The 18,300-nt window shown below is 67.0% G+C and carries 17 protein-coding genes; 12 read left to right on the top strand and 5 right to left on the bottom strand.

The window, feature by feature from the left end:
- The first annotated feature begins 146 nt into the window (after window positions 1-146).
- From U4012_RS25235 to U4012_RS25215, 5 genes are all read left to right on the top strand, one after another.
- Window positions 147-509 carry a type II toxin-antitoxin system RelE/ParE family toxin gene (locus U4012_RS25235; protein ID WP_044846435.1) on the top strand — a complete coding sequence of 121 codons (363 nt, stop codon included), beginning with the start codon at window positions 147-149 and terminating at the stop codon, window positions 507-509.
- Window positions 506-829: a helix-turn-helix domain-containing protein gene (locus U4012_RS25230; protein WP_039319579.1), complete on the top strand. Its 324-nt coding sequence runs from the start codon at window positions 506-508 to the stop codon at window positions 827-829. The genes U4012_RS25235 and U4012_RS25230 overlap by 4 nt, the downstream gene beginning before the upstream one ends.
- A gap of 110 nt (window positions 830-939) precedes the next feature.
- A complete protein-coding gene (locus U4012_RS25225) occupies window positions 940-2,742 on the top strand; it encodes an alkaline phosphatase D family protein (protein WP_321802097.1) in 1,803 nt (600 codons plus the stop codon).
- Window positions 2,743-2,931: 189 nt separating this feature from the next.
- Window positions 2,932-3,627 carry a mobilization protein gene (locus U4012_RS25220; RefSeq protein WP_321802096.1) on the top strand — a complete coding sequence of 232 codons (696 nt, stop codon included), beginning with the start codon at window positions 2,932-2,934 and terminating at the stop codon, window positions 3,625-3,627.
- 75 nt (window positions 3,628-3,702) lie between these two features.
- A complete protein-coding gene (locus tag U4012_RS25215) occupies window positions 3,703-4,506 on the top strand; it encodes a hypothetical protein (protein ID WP_321802095.1) in 804 nt (267 codons plus the stop codon).
- A 35-nt stretch (window positions 4,507-4,541) separates the two neighbouring features.
- On the opposite strand, the gene U4012_RS25210 is transcribed toward U4012_RS25215, so the two are convergent.
- The 4 genes from U4012_RS25210 to U4012_RS25195 all read right to left on the bottom strand — a co-directional run bounded on the left by U4012_RS25210 (window position 4,542) and on the right by U4012_RS25195 (window position 9,143).
- Window positions 4,542-5,018 (bottom strand): DNA-deoxyinosine glycosylase, encoded by a 477-nt coding sequence (locus U4012_RS25210; RefSeq protein WP_044846432.1) that lies wholly within the window; start codon window positions 5,016-5,018, stop codon window positions 4,542-4,544.
- On the bottom strand, window positions 5,018-5,617 hold the full coding sequence (locus tag U4012_RS25205; RefSeq protein ID WP_044846453.1) for a chorismate--pyruvate lyase family protein: 600 nt from the start codon (window positions 5,615-5,617) through the stop codon (window positions 5,018-5,020). Before U4012_RS25205 ends, U4012_RS25210 begins: the two co-directional genes overlap by 1 nt.
- 8 nt (window positions 5,618-5,625) lie before the next feature.
- A complete protein-coding gene (htpG, locus tag U4012_RS25200; RefSeq protein ID WP_044846431.1) occupies window positions 5,626-7,524 on the bottom strand; it encodes a molecular chaperone HtpG in 1,899 nt (632 codons plus the stop codon).
- 158 nt (window positions 7,525-7,682) lie between these two features.
- Complete coding sequence (locus U4012_RS25195; RefSeq protein WP_124487178.1) at window positions 7,683-9,143, bottom strand: PLP-dependent aminotransferase family protein; 1,461 nt, start codon at window positions 9,141-9,143, stop codon at window positions 7,683-7,685.
- A 230-nt stretch (window positions 9,144-9,373) separates the two neighbouring features.
- Here U4012_RS25195 and U4012_RS25190 point away from each other — a divergent pair, with 230 nt between their 5' ends.
- The 7 genes from U4012_RS25190 to U4012_RS25160 all read left to right on the top strand — a co-directional run bounded on the left by U4012_RS25190 (window position 9,374) and on the right by U4012_RS25160 (window position 17,744).
- Window positions 9,374-10,066 (top strand): VOC family protein, encoded by a 693-nt coding sequence (locus U4012_RS25190; protein ID WP_257772920.1) that lies wholly within the window; start codon window positions 9,374-9,376, stop codon window positions 10,064-10,066.
- A gap of 55 nt (window positions 10,067-10,121) precedes the next feature.
- Entirely contained in the window at window positions 10,122-11,030 is a 909-nt protein-coding gene (locus U4012_RS25185; RefSeq protein WP_006752871.1) for a DMT family transporter, read from the top strand.
- A 152-nt stretch (window positions 11,031-11,182) separates the two neighbouring features.
- Window positions 11,183-12,364: a PLP-dependent aminotransferase family protein gene (locus tag U4012_RS25180; protein ID WP_321802094.1), complete on the top strand. Its 1,182-nt coding sequence runs from the start codon at window positions 11,183-11,185 to the stop codon at window positions 12,362-12,364.
- Between the two features lie 50 nt (window positions 12,365-12,414).
- On the top strand, window positions 12,415-12,873 hold the full coding sequence (locus U4012_RS25175; RefSeq protein WP_034190720.1) for a RidA family protein: 459 nt from the start codon (window positions 12,415-12,417) through the stop codon (window positions 12,871-12,873).
- A gap of 13 nt (window positions 12,874-12,886) precedes the next feature.
- A complete protein-coding gene (locus U4012_RS25170) occupies window positions 12,887-13,768 on the top strand; it encodes a PhzF family phenazine biosynthesis protein (protein ID WP_321802093.1) in 882 nt (293 codons plus the stop codon).
- A 220-nt stretch (window positions 13,769-13,988) separates the two neighbouring features.
- Window positions 13,989-16,328, top strand: coding sequence for an EAL domain-containing protein (locus U4012_RS25165; protein WP_321802092.1), 2,340 nt, complete (start codon window positions 13,989-13,991; stop codon window positions 16,326-16,328).
- A 207-nt stretch (window positions 16,329-16,535) separates the two neighbouring features.
- The gene (locus U4012_RS25160; RefSeq protein ID WP_321802091.1) at window positions 16,536-17,744 is read left to right on the top strand and encodes a chromate transporter; all 1,209 of its coding nucleotides are present in this window, start codon (window positions 16,536-16,538) and stop codon (window positions 17,742-17,744) included.
- Between the two features lie 43 nt (window positions 17,745-17,787).
- Here the strand turns inward: U4012_RS25160 and U4012_RS25155 are convergent, their stop codons facing one another.
- Window positions 17,788-18,234 carry a multidrug/biocide efflux PACE transporter gene (locus U4012_RS25155; RefSeq protein WP_321802090.1) on the bottom strand — a complete coding sequence of 149 codons (447 nt, stop codon included), beginning with the start codon at window positions 18,232-18,234 and terminating at the stop codon, window positions 17,788-17,790.
- Window positions 18,235-18,300 lie beyond the last annotated feature (66 nt).

Genomic DNA, 18,300 nt, shown 5'->3' with positions numbered 1-18,300 from the left:
CCTTCGTCAACACGCACCGCGGTGCCGCCGGCATCGCCCGTCGGCGTTCACCTCCAGCCTGCCCCGCCCTCACACCGCATGCGAACGGTCGCACCGGGTTCCTGCGCGCACCTTGAAAATATACCCAAATAGGGATAAATTCATCGATGGATCCGTACATCAAACCGCTGTATTGGCTCGGCTCGGCGCGCAAGGACCTCAAAGCGATGCCCGAAGCCGTGCAGGACACGTTCGGTTATGCGCTGTATCTGGCGCAGACCGGACGCAAGCACGAGCAGGCGAAACCGTTGCGAGGGTTCGGATCGGCCGGCGTGCTCGAGATCGTGGAATCGGAAGACAACGGCACGTACCGCGCCGTCTACACGGTGAAGCTCGGGAGCAGCGTCTACGTGCTGCACTGCTTCCAGAAGAAATCATCGTGCGGCATCGCGACGCCGAAGCCGGACGGCGATCTCGTTCGCGCACGCCTGAAAGCAGCCGAAGCACACGCACAAGGAGCAAGACGATGATCGAAATCGAACCGGGCAGCGGGAACGTCTACGCTGATCTGGGCATGCGCGATGCCGACGAAATGCGCGTGAAGGCTCAACTCGCCGCCAAGATCGCGGAGATCATCAAGGCACGCAAATGGACGCAGCAGCAGGCGGCCCGGCTGCTCGGCATGACGCAGCCGAAGCTGTCGAACATGCTGCGCGGGCAGTTTCGCGGCGTGAGCGAAACGAAGATGCTGGAATGTCTGGCGAAGCTCGGACGCGACGTGCAGATCGTCGTCGGGCCTGACCGTCAGTCCGAAGTCGAAGGGCATATCGAAGTCGTATTCGCCGCCTGACGGCAACGTCGTGCCGATGTTCCGGATTGCAGGGCGAGCGACGCGATCGCGTACTGCTGCGTCGCGACGCGCCTCTCCTGGCATCCTTGGTATGTCGATCGGGAGGATCGATGGATCGCCGCCATTTCCTCAAGTCGTCGACCTTTTTCACGGTTGCGGCAGCCACCGGTACGCTCGTCGCTCCGCTGTCGGCCCGATCTGCCGGCACCGCGCGCAAGGGCCGGTATCGGTTCCCGCAAGGCGTCGCCAGCGGTGATCCGCGCGATCGCTCCGTCGTGTTCTGGACGCGCTGCGTGCCGGTTTTCGAGAACACGCGGCACCGCGCGAAAGGCGTCGCGCACACGATCCCGTTACGACTCGAAGTATCGACGCGGCCGGATTTCTCGACGCTCGTCGCCAGCGTACCGTTGGGAGCACGCGCCACCTATGACTTCACCGTGCGCGCGAAGGTAACGCAGCTCGCACCGAATCTCACGTACCACTACCGGTTCGTCGCCGGCGGCGACGTGAGTGCCACCGGCGTCGCGCGCACGGCTCCGGATGCCGACGAGGCCAACCACCGCGTTCGCTTCGCATGGCTCACCTGCCAGGACTGGAGCATCAATCACTGGCAAGCCATGAGCCTGCTGGCAGCCGAAAGCGAACTCGATTTCGTCGTGCATGTGGGCGATTACATCTATGAGACGGTTGGGGCCTCGAAACCCGGCACGGTCGAGGCGGCGCACCCTCCGCTGCGCCTGCCTGACGGAAAGCCGCTCGCCGATGGCCGCGTGTATGCCGATACGCTCGAAGACTATCGGACGCTCTATCGCACCTATCGTACCGACGCGCGCTTGCAGACGCTGCACCAGCGCCTGCCGATGATCGCGATATGGGACGACCACGAGTTTTCCGACGACTGCTGGCAGGATCATCAGGTCTACACCAACGAGGAAAGGCAGGAGACGCAGCGCCGCCGCAACGCCAGTCGCGCGTGGGCGGAGTACATGCCGGTGGACTGGAGCGACGTGCGCTTCGAACCGGACAATCCGTCGTACACCAACATTCGTATCTATCGCGAATTTCGCTTCGGCACGCTGATGCATCTCGTGATGACGGACGAGCGGCTGTATCGCGACGACCATGTCGTCAGCGAGGCGTCTGTCGCGCGTACACGCGGGCACGACCCGGTCAACGGCGACGACGCGGCCGGCTCGCGCTACTTCGTCAACCAGGGTGTGCTGCAGCGCCTGGAGGCGCAGGCTACCGCGCAGCTTGGTCGCGCGCCGTCGATGCTCGGCCCGGAGCAGACGCAATGGTGGAAGGCCACGATGAAGGGTTCGCCTGCGACCTGGAAGGTGTGGGGCAACGAGGTGATGTTGAACCGGCTGTGGGCGGTGATGCCAGGCGCGCCGCAGACACCGGCGGCACGCCTCGTGATCGATTGCGACGCATGGGACGGCTATCCGGCGCACAAACGCGAGCTGCTCTCATACCTGAACGAGCAGGGAATCCGCAACGTCGTCGCTATAAGCGGGGACCTGCATGCGTTTCAGTGCGGCGTCGTGCGGGACGACCCCGACCCTGCAAAAGGCACGCCCGTGGCCGTCGACTTCGTCTGCGCAGGCATCAGCAGCGCGTCCTTCTATTCCTACCTGAAAGCCGCATGGAGCGGCACGCCGTTTGCATCGCTGGCCTCCACCCCGGCCAAACTCGACACCTTCCTGACGACGAACAACCCCGATCTGCGCCACGCCGACCACGACGCACAGGGCTATGCGTCAGCCACCGTCACGCCGGAGCGTTTTTCCGTGGTGTTCAACAAAGTGAGGCCGCTGAACCCGGACGCCACCGTGCCCGCGGAGGCCCTGCTCGACCGCACGCGGCTGACCGTGCCCAAGGATTCGGTCGAGGTGCGCGTCGAGCGCTTCTAGGTTCACGCTTCAGCGAAGGCGCATGCTGGCGCTGCCATTTTGTTCAGTTTGACATCGGCGTCGAACAGACAGCATGCTGCTGTCGCACCTGCATATTCTTTCGACGTGACCTGTTACGCCGTAACGTCATCGAAGCCTGCCAACATCCGTTCCGGCCATACCTGCTCCATCACACGGGATTTCGTAATCATGAGTCACATCCACTTCATCGGCGGGGAAAAAGGCGGCGTCGGCAAATCGCTCGCCGCCCGTGTGCTGGCCCAGTATTTCATCGATCGGAGCGTGCCCTTCATGGGCTTCGATACCGACCGATCGCACGGCGCGCTACTGCGGTTCTATGCCGATTTTGCCGCGCCTGCCGTGCTCGACCAGCATGACAGCCTCGATCCGGTCATGGAATCGGCGCTCGAAGATCCGCAGCGGCGCATACTGGTCGACCTCGCGGCCCAGACGCGGCAGTCGCTCGCAAGATGGCTCGACGATTCGGACGTGCTGGATTTTGCCGAAGAACACGGCCTCACGTTGACGTGGTGGCACGTGATGGACACCGGACGCGATTCGGTCGATCTGCTGCGGCAATGGCTCGACGAATTCGGTGGACGCATCAAGCTGGTGCTGGTACTGAATGAAGTCCGCGGCGATCGCTTCGAGATTCTGGAGGCGTCCGGCGAACGCGAGCGGGCCGAGGCCCTCGGCGCCAGCGTGATTACGCTGCGCCGCCTGCCCGACACGACGATGCAGAAGATCGATCGTCAAAGCGCGAGCTTCTGGGCGGCGGTCAATCATCCCGACCGCGCCGCCACGGGGCTCGGCTTGCTGGAGCGGCAGCGCGTCAAGGTCTGGCTGCATCGTACTTATGAGGAGCTGGGCACGCTCGCGTTGTAGTGCGGGCCCCTGCGACGGCGCGGAGGGTGCGGCGCGTTGCCGGAATGGCTCATACACGGAAACCTGGAGGTTGCGATGGCCGATCACGACAGACTGCATCCACTCCGTCCGTTCCTGAAGAATTGGGTTTGGGAGCACGGCCGAATCGGGACGCGCTATCTCGACTGCGTCGATGGCGAAATCAAGTTCGATGCAGGCAAGAAATCGCATTTCGCTGCCGAGAAATATATCTACGTGCCGCTGGGCAAGAACCCTGACGACGACGCATCCGCGGAGGGTCCTGCGATCCACGAGGAAGGACTTGCCCGCTTTTTGCGGGCTGCGCAACTGGGCACGCCAGGGGAAGCCGGTTCTGTAGCGGAGGTTCAGCGCGCGGTGCAGGACTGCGTGGAGATCGGCCTGTTCAGCGCGTATCAACGGGAGGCTCGACAGGCATTTGCCCGCTACGCGCAGGAAGCCATGTTCGACGACGAGATCCGCGCGGCGGTTGTCGACGACATCCGGCGAATGTACGTCGCCATGCGAGAGCAGCTGGCGCTGTACGATTTCAGTGTGCTCTACGGCTTGCCTATGCCGCTGCTGATCAGCGACACACCGTTCATCGACTGGCGCGTGAGCGCCAGTCCGGCACTTCCGTTCGTATCGCTTCCGCTGGGACCTTACTGCCTGCTGGTAGGCGCGCCGTCGGGCAGGAGTAGCCGAATCGGACCGGTGGTCTGGAAGGCCGCTGCCGCGATGGGTCCGTTGAAGGACCACAACCGCCGGATCGAGGAGCACGCACGTCTGTGGCTGGTGGCGACCACCGACGACCAACTCGTCGCAGCACAAGGTCGCATTGCCGCGGCCAGGGGCGCCAAGCACCTGCCGCCGCCCACCTGATACCGCTTCACCGAATCCTCGGAATCCGGCGCGCCTCAGGTGCGAAGGGCGCGCCAGAGCACCAGTTTCTGTTCGAACGACAACGTCGCATTCGCCGGACTCGACGAAGGCAACACGAGCGTTTCATAACCCGCCGCGCCGATCACATCGGCAAACCGCCCTGCCGTCTTGCCGTTGAAGCAGACTTTCTTCAGCAACGGCGCATGCTCGCGCAACGAAGCAAAGTCGTTCGGCTTCGCATTCCGGATCGCCGAATCGAGACTGCCTTTGCGATGGCATGCATCGAGCACGTCCCAGATGCCGATGCCGTGCGCAAGCACGCGTTCGAGCCGCGCGTCATACACGAGTTCGTGCAGGCCGGGTTCGCCGAGCACCGCACCGAGCAACCGCCAGAACTGGTTGCGCGGATGCGCGTAGTACTGCGCGGCATCGAGCGACGCCTCGCCCGGAAAGCTGCCGAGAATCATCGTATGCGTATGCGGCCCGACGACCGGCGGAAAGCCTTGCAGCATCACGCTGCTCCGCGCGGTCCGACGGAGCGCGGCCCGTCGCCGTGCGCATCGAGATGGCGCCACAGCGCGGGCAACATGCATTCGGTGACCATCAGCGGCTTGCCGCGCCGCTGGAACACCGAGCGCCGCGCGGCGAACGCATGCGGCGCGCGCACGCCCGCGCCGAGCGCATGGCTCGCGAGCGCATACAGCGGATGACCTGCGATCACGCGCCGGCTGACGAGCGCGGAGCGCTCGACCTGCGGATCGCTGTACAGCAGCTCCGCGAGCGGCCGCGTGCGCAGCCGCCGCATCGCCTGCCACACGCCCTTGCTGGCCGCGAGCGGCGCGATGCTGTGCGCGGCGACGTACGGCGTGCCGTCGACCGACAGGATCACCTCGCGCACCCACATCGGCGCGCGCGGCGCACTGTCGAGCGCGTCCGGCTCGTCGAACCACGGACAGTCGACGGCCTCGCGCGTCACGCGCACGCTCACGCTGCCGAGCCGCGCGAGATGCGCGGTCAGCGAACCGCCGCGCGTGAGCCAGTCGCGCTGGTCGAGCGTGCAGCCGGGCCGGGGCGTGTCGCGCCAGCCCGCCCGTGCGCCGTCGAATCGCATCCGCGCGTTCACGCGCTGCGCGACAGCAGCAGCGCGTTGGTCCGCTTCACGAAGCTCGCCGGATCGTCGAGCATCCCGCCTTCGGCCAGCAACGCCTGGTCGAACAGCAGATGGCACCAGTCGCCGAAGTTGGCGCTATCGGCGTTCAGCTGCTTCACCAGCGCATGCTCCGGATTGATCTCGAGGATCGGCTGCATCGCCGGCGCGTTCTGGCCGGCCGCCTTCAGCATCCGCTGCAGATAGCCGCTCATGTCGTTGTCGTCGGCGACGAGGCACGACGGCGAATCGGTCAGGCGGAACGTGACGCGCACTTCCTTCACCTTGTCGCCGAGCGCTTCCTTCATCTTCTCGACGACCGGCTTGATTGCCTCGCCCGCCTGCTCCTGCGCCTTCTTTTCCTCGTCGTTCAGCTCGCCGAGGTCGAGATCGCCGCGCGCCACGCTCGCGAGCGGCTTGCCGTCGAATTCGTGCAGGAACGACAGCATCCATTCGTCGACGCGATCGGTCAGCAGCAGCACCTCGACACCCTTCTTGCGGAACACCTCCAGGTGCGGGCTGTTCTTCGCGGCCTGCCACGTATCGGCGGTCACGTAGTAGATCTTGCTCTGCTCGGGCTTCATGCGCGACACGTAGTCGGCGAGCGACACGTCCTGCGCGTCGGTGTCGCCGTGCGTCGACGCGAAGCGCAGCAGCTTCGCGATGCGCTCGCGGTTCGCGTGATCCTCGCCGAGGCCTTCCTTCAGCACCTGGCCGAACGCGCTCCAGAACGTCTTGTACTTCTCCTTGCCGGCATCCTCTTCCGCGTTCGCGAGCTCCTCGAGCATCGACAGCGCGCGCTTGGTCACGCCTTCGCGGATCGCCTTCACGTCACGGCTTTCCTGCAGGATTTCACGCGATACGTTGAGCGGCAGGTCGGCCGAATCGACGACGCCCTTCACGAAGCGCAGGTATTGCGGCAGCAGCTGCTCGGCGTCGTCCATGATGAACACGCGCTTCACGTACAGCTTCAGGCCGCCGCGGTAGTCGCGGTTCCACAGGTCGAACGGCGCGTGCGCCGGCACGAACAGCAGCTGCGTGTATTCGCTGCGGCCCTCGACGCGGTTGTGGGTCCACGTGAGCGGATCCTGGTGGTCGTGCGCGATGTGCTGGTAGAACTGCGTGTACTGTTCGTCGGTGACGTCGCTCTTCGAGCGCGTCCACAGTGCGCTCGCCTGGTTGACCGTCTCGTCCTCGTCCTTCAGGACCATCTCGCCCTTTTCCTGATCCCACTCTTCCTTCTGCATCAGGATCGGCAGCGCGATGTGATCGGAATACTTCTGGATGATCGACTTCAGGCGGTGCGACGACAGCAGCTCGTCCTCGCCTTCGCGCAGGTGCAGCGTGATCTTCGTGCCGCGCTGCGCGCGCTCGATCGCGTCGATCGTGAAATCGCCCTCGCCCGCGCTTTCCCAGCGCACGGCTTCGTTCGCGGGCAGGCCCGCACGGCGCGTCTCGACGGTGATCTTGTCCGCGACGATGAAGCCCGAGTAGAAGCCGACGCCGAACTGGCCGATCAGCGCCGCATCCTTCTGCTGGTCGCCGGACAGCTTCGTGAAGAATTCCTTGGTGCCCGAACGCGCGATCGTGCCGAGGTTCGCGATCGCCTCGTCGCGGCTCATGCCGATGCCGTTGTCCTCGATCGTGATCGTGCGTGCCGCCTTGTCGAAGCCGATGCGGATGCGCAGGTTCGGATCGTTCTCGTACAGCGCGTTGTCCGCGAGCCCTTCGAAACGCAGCTTGTCAGCCGCGTCGGACGCGTTCGACACCAGTTCGCGCAGGAAGATTTCCTTGTTGCTGTAGAGCGAATGAATCATCAGGTGGAGGAGTTGCTTGACCTCTGCCTGAAAGCTCATCGTTTCGTGTGCCATGGATGCTGTTTCCTCTTACTTGAACTTGAATGGTGTAGCGCGGGTGCGCCGGCGCGCGATGCCGGCGGGCCCGTCAAGGACGACCGCCTGGCGCAGGCGGTTTGCGCGGGTATCTGGGGACGGGCGAGCGGATTTCAAGGGCGGCGTGCCGCCCGCCGTCACGACGCGCGCCGCGCCGCCGATTCGATATAGCGCGCGAGAAACCCCGGCAGCGCCGGATCGCCGCAGTTCGCGACATTGAAGCGCGTCCATGTCGACGACGACTGCTGCGGCGAGAACAGGCTCCCCGGCGTCAGCAGGAAGCCTTCCTCGTGCGCGGCGGCCGCGAGCGCATCCGAATCGACGCCCGTGTCGGCCCACAGGAACATCCCGGCCGCCGGCATCGTGAAGAGCCGCAGCCCGGTACGCTCGAGCATCCGCGCGGTCTTGTCGCGCACGCCGTCGAGCCGCGCGCGCAGCCGCTCGACGTGGCGCCGGTAGTGCCCTTCGGTCAGGATCTTGTACAACACGCGCTCGTTGAGCTCCGGCGTCGTCATCCCGACCAGCATCTTCTGGTCGGTGACCGCCTTCGCGATCTCCGGCGCGCAGGCGACATAGCCGACCCGCAAATTCGCCGCGAGCGTCTTCGAATAGCTGCCCAGGTAGATCACGCGCTTCAACTGGTCGAGGCTCGCGAGCCGCGTGGCCGAATAGCTCGGCGGGCACAGGTCGCCGTACACGTCGTCCTCGACGACGAGGAAATCGTACGCCTCCGCGAGCTTCAGGATCCGGAACGCCTGCGCGGCCGACAGCGACGTGCCGGTCGGGTTCTGCAGCACCGAATTGATCACGAGCATCTTCGGCCGCCACATCTGCACGAGCGTTTCCAGCGCGTCGAGATCGGGGCCGTCGGGCGTATAGGGCATCCCGACCAGTTGCGCGCCCTGCGACGCGAAGCGGCCGAACATCTGGAACCACGCGGGATCGCCGACGATCACCGCATCGCCGGGACGCACGTAGATCCGCGAGATCAGGTCGATCGCCTGCGTGATGCCCGACACCAGCACGAGCTGCTCGGGCTTCGCGCCGATCTCGACTTCCGCGAGCCGCGTCTGCAGCTGCTGACGCAGCGGCAGGAAACCCTGCGCGGTGCCGAAACCGAGCATCTGCGCGCCGGACTGGCGCCCGAGCGCGCGCAGCGCACCGGTGATCAGCTCGCCGTCGAGCCAGCGGCCCGGCAGGTAGCCGAGACCCGGCCCTTTTTCCGGGCTGGCGGTATGCAGCATGTTGCGCAGCAGCCAGACGACGTCGATCGTGTTGTGCACGGGCGCGGCCTCGGCCACGCGCACCACGTTGTCGGCCGGCAGCGGGCCGGTGGCCGTGCGCTCGCGCACGTAAAAACCCGAGCCGCGCCGCGAGTCGAGGTAGCCCTGCGCGACGAGCCGTTCGTACGCTTCCACCACGGTGAAGCGCGACACGCTCTTGTCGAGCGCGAGCTTGCGGATCGACGGCATCCGCATGCCGGGCCGGAACACGCGTTCGTCGATGCGGCGCCGCGCCCACTGGACGAGCTGGTCGACGAGCGTGAGCGTGGCCGTATCGTGCGGCGCGGGAATCTGGGCGAGTGGGACGGTGGACATGGGCGGCGGCTCCAACTGTACCGAAGGCTATCGCGCCGATTGTACCGTTACTGTGCCGGTGCCGACGATTACAGTTGACCGGAATGGCGATCGTGCGGCCGCCGTTCCGGCCCTGCCGTATGCGGCGCAGCCCCGTCCGGCCTGCATTCGCGGCCGGGCACCGGCCGGCCGCCCAACCGTCCCGCGCGTCGCCCGCCCACCATGACACTTTCGCTTCCCGACCGACGTTCATGCCAGCCCGCTCCCTGACCCTCGACCATCTCGTGATCGCCGCGCGTACGCTCGACGAAGGCGTGCGCCACGTCGCCGACGCGCTCGGCATCGAACCGGCCGGCGGCGGCCGCCATCCGCTGATGCGCACCCACAACGCGCTGTTCGGCGCGTGGGGCGGGCTGTACCTCGAAGTGATCGCGATCGATCCCGACGCGCCCGCGACAGGCGACGACGCCACGCCGCCGCGCGCGCGGCTCTTCGCGCTCGACGATCCGGCGATGCACGCGCGGCTCGCGCAGGGCCCGTTCCTCGCGCACTGGGTCGCGCGCGTCGACCGCCCGCGCCGGCTCGCGCTGTGGCAAAGCCAGTACCCGACGCGCATCGCACCGGTCGTCGCGATGCGGCGCGGCGACCTGAGCTGGGGCCTCACGGTACCCGACGACGGCGCGTTCCCCGCGTGGCAGGGCGCCGGCGACGGCCTCGTGCCGTCGCTGATCCAGTGGGACAGCCCGCGCCATCCGGCCGAATCGCTGCCGGACAACGGCGTCGCGCTGAAGGCGCTCAAGGGCGTCCACCCGCGTGCGGACGCCGTCCGCGAGCAGCTCGACTGGCTCGGCGCCGGCCATCTGCTCGACCTCGACACCGGCGACGGCCCGCCGGCGCTCGTCGCCGAATTCGACACGCCGCAGGGCGCACGCACGCTGCGCTGACCGCCCTGGCGCCCTTTCGATTACCCGAACCCTGCAATACGGAGACACCCAGTCCATGAATTCGCGCGAAACCCGGGGCATGCTGCTCGGCCTCATCGGCGTGATGATCTTCAGCCTCACGCTGCCGATGACGCGTATCGTCGTCTCCGAACTCAACCCGCTGCTGAACGGGCTCGGCCGCGCGCTCGCCGCGTCGGTGCCGGCCGGCCTGCTGCTGTGGTGGCGCCGCGAGCGGCTGCCGACCCGCGCGCAGCTGAAAAGCCTCGCGGTCGTGTCGGCCGGCGTGATCATCGCGTATCCGGTGTTCTCCGCGTGGGCGATGAAGACCGTGCCGGCGTCGCACGGCGCGGTCGTCAACGGCCTGCAGCCGCTGTTCGTCGCGCTGTACGCGGCGTGGCTGTCGCATGAACGGCCGTCGAAGGCGTTCTGGGCCAGTGCGCTGGCCGGCAGCGCGCTGGTGATCGCGTTCGCGCTGCGCGACGGCGGCGGGACGGTGCAGGCCGGCGACGCGCTGATGCTCGTCGCGGTCGGCATCGGCGCGCTCGGTTATGCGGAAGGCGCGCGCCTCGCGCGCCAGATCGGCGGCTGGCAGGTGATCTGCTGGGCGCTCGTCGTGTCCGCGCCGTTCCTCGTGCTGCCGGTCGGCTGGCTCGCATGGACGCAGCACGTCGCGCACCCTGCCCCGCTCGCGCTGCGCACGTGGCTCGCGTTCGGCTACGTGACCCTCTTTTCGCAATTCATCGGCTTTTTCGCGTGGTACGCGGGGCTCGCCATGGGCGGCATCGCGCGCGTCGGCCAGGTGCAACTGCTGCAGATCTTCTTCACGATCGCCTTTTCCGCGCTGCTGTTCGGCGAAACGGTGACGCCGTCGACCTGGCTGTTCGCGGCCGCCGTGATCGCGACCGTGATGCTCGGCCGGCGCTCGGCGGTGGCCACGGCCCCGCGTCCCGCTCGCGCCGGTTGATGAGGTGCGCCATAATGTCCGTTTTGCCTGAACGGTTTTGCCCACCCGGCCGCGACGGCCCGATCGCGCTCCCGCACGCCCACCCGGCTGCGTCGACGCAATCTGCCTGACCGACCTTTCTTGACTGACCACGATATCCGAACGAGGAGACTATGAATCCGAGCGACCTGCATCCGCCGCACTGGCAGCTTTCCGAACGCGCCCGCAAGCTGACGAGCTCTGCGATCCGCGAGATCCTGAAGGTCACGGAACGCCCCGAGGTCATCTCGTTCGCAGGCGGCCTGCCCGCTCCCGCGACGTTCCCGGCCGAGCGCATGCGCGCCGCGGCCGACCGCGTGCTGCGCGATGCGCCCGCGGCCGCACTCCAGTACAGCGCGACCGAAGGCTACCTGCCGCTGCGCGAATGGATCGCCGAGCGCTACAGCGTGCGCGTGTCGCAGGTGCTGATCACGACCGGCTCGCAGCAGGCGCTCGACCTGCTCGGCAAGGCGCTGATCGATCCGGACAGCCCGATCCTCGTCGAAACCCCGACCTACCTCGGCGCGCTGCAGTCGTTCTCGCTGTACGAGCCGCGCTACGTGCAGGTGCCGACCGACGAGCAGGGCCTGCTGCCCGAAGGCCTCACGCCCGCGCTCACGCAAGGCGCGCGCCTCCTGTACGCGCAGCCGAACTTCCAGAACCCGACCGGCCGCCGCCTGCCCGTCGAGCGCCGCCGCGCGCTCGCCGCGTTCGCGCAGTCGAGCCCGTTCCCGGTGCTGGAAGACGACCCGTACGGCGCACTGAACTACCAGGGCGAGCCGCTGCCGACGATGCTGTCGATGGCGCCGGATCACGTCGTGCACCTCGGCACGTTCTCGAAGGTGCTCGCGCCGGGCCTGCGGATCGGCTACATCATTGCCCCCGAGGAACTCCACTTCAAGCTCGTGCAGGCCAAGCAGGCCACCGACCTGCACACGCCGACGCTCACGCAGCGCATCGCACACGAAGTGATCAAGGACGGCTTCCTCGACGAGCACATCCCGACGATCCGCCAGCTGTACGGCGCGCAATGCGAGGCGATGCTCGCGTCGCTCGCGCGCCACATGCCGGAAGGCGTCACGTGGAACCGCCCGGACGGCGGCATGTTCATCTGGGTGAACCTGCCCGCGCAGATCGACAGCATGAAGCTGCTCGAGGCCGCGGTCGCCAACCACGTCGCCTTCGTGCCGGGCGCGCCGTTCTTCGCGAACGACCCGCAGCAGAACACGCTGCGCCTGTCGTTCGTGACGGTGCCGCCGGAGAAGATCGAGGAAGGCGTCGCGCGCCTCGGCAAACTGCTGCGCGAGCGTCTCTGATCCGCTTTTTCCCTGTCACGACTCTCTACGATCCACGAGGAATCGAATCCATGGCTAACGTCTACGACAAGCTGAAGTCGCTCGGCATCGAGCTCCCGACCGCCGGCGCACCGGCCGCCGCCTACGTGATGAGCGCGCAAAGCGGCAACACGGTCTACCTGTCGGGCCACATCGCGAAGAAGGACGGCAAGGTCTGGGCCGGCAAGCTCGGCGCCGACCTGCAGACGGAAGACGGCAAGGCGGCTGCGCGCGCGATCGCGATCGACCTGCTCGCGACGCTGCACGCGCACACGGGCGATCTGAACAAGGTCACGCGCATCGTGAAGCTGATGAGCCTCGTCAACTCGACGCTCGACTTCACCGAACAGCACGTCGTGACGAACGGTGCGTCGGAACTGATCGCCGAGGTGTTCGGCGACGCCGGCAAGCACGCGCGTTCGGCGTTCGGCGTCGCGCAGATTCCGCTCGGCGCGTGCGTGGAGATCGAACTGATCGCCGAAGTCGCGTAACGGGGGCATCGAGGTGACCGGTCGTCTCGTCCGCTTCAAGCAGGTCGACGTGTTCACGTCGGTGCCGTTCAAGGGCAACCCGCTCGCCGTGGTGTTCGACGCCGACTCGCTCGGCGACGACGCCATGCTCGCGATCGCCCGCTGGACGAACCTGTCGGAAACCACGTTCGTCTGCACGCCGACCGATCCGGACGCCGACTACCGCGTGCGGATCTTCACGACGGCGGGCGAGCTGCCGTTCGCCGGCCACCCGACGCTCGGCACCGCGCATGCGTTCCTGGAAAGCGGCGCGCGGCCGCGCACGCCGGGCCGGCTGGTCCAGCAATGCGGGGTCGGCCTGGTCGAACTGCGCGAACAGGCCGATGGCTGGGCATTTGCCGCGCCGCCGGCACGGTTCACGCCGCTCGACCGTTCGGACTACCCGGCACTGGTGGCCGCGTTGCGCAGCGACGCGATCGACCTGGAAGCCGAGCCGTGCGCGATCGACAACGGCGCGCCGTGGCTGGTCGTGCGGCTGAAGTCAGCCGACGCGTGCATCGGCCTGGCGCCCGATCCGGCCGCGCTGGAGGCGCTCACGCGCCGCTACGGCACGGACGGCCTCGCGGTCTACGCGCCGCATGCCGAAGGCGGTCCCGCGACCTTCGAAATCCGCTGCCTGATGACGGGCGGCGACTTCGGCTTCGGCGAGGACCCGGTCACCGGCAGCGCAAACGCCGCGCTGGCCGGGCTGCTGACGCGGCAGGGACGCCGCCCCGGCCAGTCGTATACGGCCCGCCAGGGCACGGCGATCGGCCGCGACGGCCGCATCTTCGTCAGCTATGCCGAAGACGGCACCACGTGGATCGGCGGCCACGTCGTCACGGTCGTCGACGGCACCTTCCGGTCCCCCGTGTAACATTTCGCGATGTGCGATGGCGCCGGCCCGGCCGGCGCCCTACGATTCCCCCGGCTATCGCAAAAACGTTCCAGCCAGTAATATCGGGCCTAATCCGTCGCTTCGGCGGGTCTGTCCATGGTTGCGCATCCCGCGTACGAACAGACGCCGGTGCGACCCCAACCATAGCCGGCCATCCCGACGCGGGATGGCGCACGCGAGCAGGACGCCGCCCTCTTCGATGAGCTCCGCCCGGTCAAACCACCCGCCGCCGAACCGGCCGCTACGCGCGCCACGCAAGTCGCGCCGGCGCGCGCTGTTCGCGATCCCGCTGCTCGGGATGCTCGCGCTCGCGCTGCTGTGGGCCGTGATCATCGCGCGGCTGTCGGTCGAAAAGGACAGCGCGTACAAGGAAGCGGCGGCTTCCGCGGCGATCCTGTCGTCCGCGCTCGAACAGCACACGGTCAAGGCGATACACCAGGTCGACCAGATCACCCGCTTCGTCAAGTTCGAATTCGAGAAATCGCCCGCGCGCTTCAACCTCGCGAGCACGGTCGAAAAAGGCGTCGTGCCGAGCGACACGCTGATCCAGGTTTCGCTCGTCAACGCGAAGGGCATCCTGTTCGCGAACACGGCCGAACTCCACCCGAAACCGATCAACCTGTCCGACCGCGAGCACTTCAAGGTCCACCTCGCGCACAACGACGATCGCCTGTACATCAGCAAGCCCGTGCTCGGCCGCGTGTCGAGCCACTGGACGCTGCAGATGACGCGACGCCTGAACAACCCGGACGGCAGCTTCGCCGGCATCGTCGTGGTGTCGGAAGACCCGAGCTACTTCACGAACGACTTCTACAACAACGCGGCGATCGGCAAGGAAGGCGTGATCTCCGTCGTGTCGGATACGGGTGCCGTGCTCGCGCGGCGCACCGGCTCGCTCAACAACGCACCGGGGGCGTTCTCCGCATCGGGCGTCTATCCGATCGCCGAGCGCGTCACGGGCACGATCATCGACCCGATCGACGGCGTCACGCGCATCGTGTCGTACCGCCACCTCGACGGCTACCCGCTCGCGGTGATGGTCGGGCTGTCGCAGACCGAGGAATACGCGGACTACTACCATACGCGCAACGTCTACCTGCTGATGACGAGCTTCATCACGCTCGCGATGCTCGCGTTCTTCGGCGTCGCGACGGGGCTGATCGGCAAGCTGCTCGGCCGCGAGCGCGAGATGACCCAGCTCGCCGAATACGACCTGCTCACCGGCCTCGCGAACCGTTACGCGACCCTGCGCGGGCTGCGCAACGACGTGTCGATGCCGGCCAGCCTGTCGCGGCTCGGCCTGCTGTTCATCGACCTCGACAACTTCAAGACCGTCAACGACACGCTCGGCCACAACGCCGGCGACATCGTGCTGCAGATGACCGCGTCGCGGCTGTCGGATGCCGTCGGCGACGAAGGCTCGCTCGCGCGGATCGGCGGCGACGAGTTCGTCGTCGTGATGAAGGGCGACGACGTCGAACGGCGCGCGGTGCGGCTCGCGGAAGCGATCATCCGGATGTTCGGCGAGCCGTTCGACGTGCGCGGCAGTTCGTTCGTGCTGCATGCGAGCATCGGCATCGCGCTGCACACCGTCGCGAACGAAAGCGAAATCGACCTGCTGAAAAAGGCCGACCTCGCGATGTACAGCGCGAAGGATGCGGGCAAGAACTGCTACCAGTTCTACGCGCCGCACCTGTCGCATCGCGCGGATCACCTGATGCGCTGGGAACAGCAACTGCGCGTCGCGCTCGCCGAGGGGCAGCTGTTCCTCGCGTACCAGCCGAAGATCGACCTGACGCACCGCACGATCACCGGCTTCGAGGCGCTCGCGCGCTGGGACCACCCCGAGCACGGGGTCATCTCCGCGAACGAATTCATTTCGATCGCCGAATCGACGGGCCTGATCGTGCCGATCGGCGACTTCGTGATCCGCACCGCGTGCGAGCAGATCGCGCGCTGGCGCGACGACGGCCACGACACGCTGACACTCGCGGTCAACATCTCGCCGGTACAGTTCTGGCGCGGCGACCTGATCGAGACGATTTCGCAGGCGCTGCAGGACACCGGCATCGACGCGAACCGGCTCGAGCTCGAGATCACCGAGACCGCGATGATGGAATATCCGGAGCTCGTGTCCGAGAAGATCGTCGCGTTGAAGAAGCTCGGCATCCGGATCGCGCTCGACGACTTCGGCACCGGCTACTCGTCGCTGTCGTACCTGCACCGCTTCTCCGTCGATACGTTGAAGGTCGACCGCTCGTTCGTGCAGGCGATCCCGAACGATCGCAGCGTGTGCGTGATGGTGTCGTCGATCGTGCATCTCGCGCGCTCGCTCGGCCTGACGGTCGTCGTCGAAGGCACCGAAACCGAGGAGCAGATCGCATGGCTGTCCGCGCTCGGCGAGATCGAGGCGCAGGGCTTCCTGTTCTCGCGCCCCGTGCCGGCCGACGCGATCCCCGCGCTGATCGCGCGCTTCGGCGTGCGCGGCAACCGGCCGAACGTCCTCGCGCACCGCGCGACCGGGAGCACCGGCGCCTGAACCCGCAACCTGCAACCCGCACGGCCCATGTTGCGCGGCACATCGATCATTTCGGCTTCCGATGCGGTTGTTTAGTTCATTTACTAGCGTTTTCGCGCATGGCAGTGTCATGACTCGCGGCGGACAATCGGGAGGGCCATCGTGTCGGCGGGCCGCCGGCACGTCCCTATGCGCGAGACCAGGCCCGGCGCCAACCGCAACACCATCATGACCACCGTCGAAGTCGAAGCGGCCGAACGTGTCGAACAGGCACAGGCATCCCTGTGGGCCTTGTTCAAGGTCGTCGCCGGCATTTCCGCGCTGTCGTGGGGTGGGCTTTCGATGATGGCGCAGCTCGAACGCCACTACGTCGAGCGGTGGCAGCGCATCGAGCCGCACGTATTCGCCGATCTCGTCGCCCTTGCATGGCTCGTGCCAGGCCCCGTCGGCTGTAATGTCGCCGTACAGGTCGGCCAGACGCTGCACGGCCGCGCGGGCGCCTGGGTCGCCGGCATCGCGAGCGTCCTTCCGTTCTCCGTGCTGATGACGCTGTTTGCGATCTTCTACCGCACGCCGGTCGTGCGCTCGCTGGCCGCGCCGGTGCTGATCAATCACTTCGGGATGGTGCTTGCCGCGCTGATCGGCGTCACGTGGGTCAAGCAGTGGCGCGCGCTCGCGCGCACGCGGCTCGAACAGGTGATCGCCGCGCTGTCGACGATTCTGCTCGCTTTCGCGCATAGTCCGGCCGCTTTCGTCGGGATTCTTTTCGCGGCGTTTGCAGCAGGCTGGCTCACCGGGCCGCCGCAACACGCCACGGTCGACGTCACGCTGTCGAAACGCGACCGCAACCTGCTCGTGCTGCTGGCCGTACTCGTCGCGGTATTCGCACTGCCGCTGCCCGGCGACTACCAGGAGACGCTGCTGTGGCCGCGGCTCGCCGGCGCCGGCATGACGCTGTTCGGCGGCGGATTCTCCGCGCTGCCCGTGCTCAAGACGCTGTTCGTGTCGCCGGCCACCGGCATCTCCGATCGCGACTTCACGCTCGCGTTCGCGCTGTCGCCGGTGGCGCCCGGCCCGCTGCTGAACGTCGTGCCGTTTCTCGGCTACCTGACCGACGGCTGGAGCGGTGCGCTGCTCGCGACCGCCGCGCTGTTCATTCCGTCGGGATGTCTCGTCGTGTTCGCGCAGAACCATCTGTTCCGGCTCAAGCGCCATTCGCGCTTCGAGCACGGGATGCGCCTGCTGCGCGCGGCGACGACGGGCTTTCTCGTCGTCGCCGTCGTGAAGATCCTGCATCGCGAACCGGCCGATCCCGTCTATTGGCTCACGGGCGCCTTCGCGACGCTGTGCTTCACGCGCTTCAAGGTGCCCGTGTATGCCGTCTACGGTGCGGTCGCGATCGCATGCGGCGTGTGGCTGTGGGCCGTCGCGCACTGACGGCCGGCCCCGGTCGCCGCCCGCGCCGCCGGACGCTTGCCGCTCAGCCCGCCGGTACCGCGACGCGGCGTGCGGCCCAGCGTGCGCGCAGCGCGTCGTACGCGAGGTTGAAGCAGAACGTGTAAGGCAGGAAGAACAGCACGATGCCGAGGTCGAGCAGCAGCGCCTCGACGAGGCTCACGTTCAGCCACCACGCGGCGACCGGCACCACCATCGCGACGAGACCAAGCTCGAACGCGACCGCATGCGCGATCCGCATGCCGAGCGTGCGCGTGAGGCCCGCCCGCCGCTCGAAGCGGTCGAACAGCGTGTTGAACGTCATGTTCCAGGCCATCGCGATCAGCGACACCATCACCGTCAGCACGCCGACGTGCGACACCGGCATGTCGAGCAGCCACGCACCGATCGGCGCGCACAGCGCGATCGCCACCAGCTCGAACGTCAGCGCATGAACGAGACGTTCCGTCACCGTTTTGTTGATCTGCTTCATGGTTCCCTCCGATGCGTTCGTACAATCGATGTCGGCCATTTTGATCGGCGAAACCGCATGAATCCA

The organism is Burkholderia sp. BCC1988 (assembly GCF_905339895.1).
In the GTDB taxonomy this organism is placed as follows: Bacteria; Pseudomonadota; Gammaproteobacteria; order Burkholderiales; family Burkholderiaceae; genus Burkholderia.
Note: the sequence above shows the minus strand (reverse complement) of the source record. Positions and strands in the feature narration are given on the sequence as shown.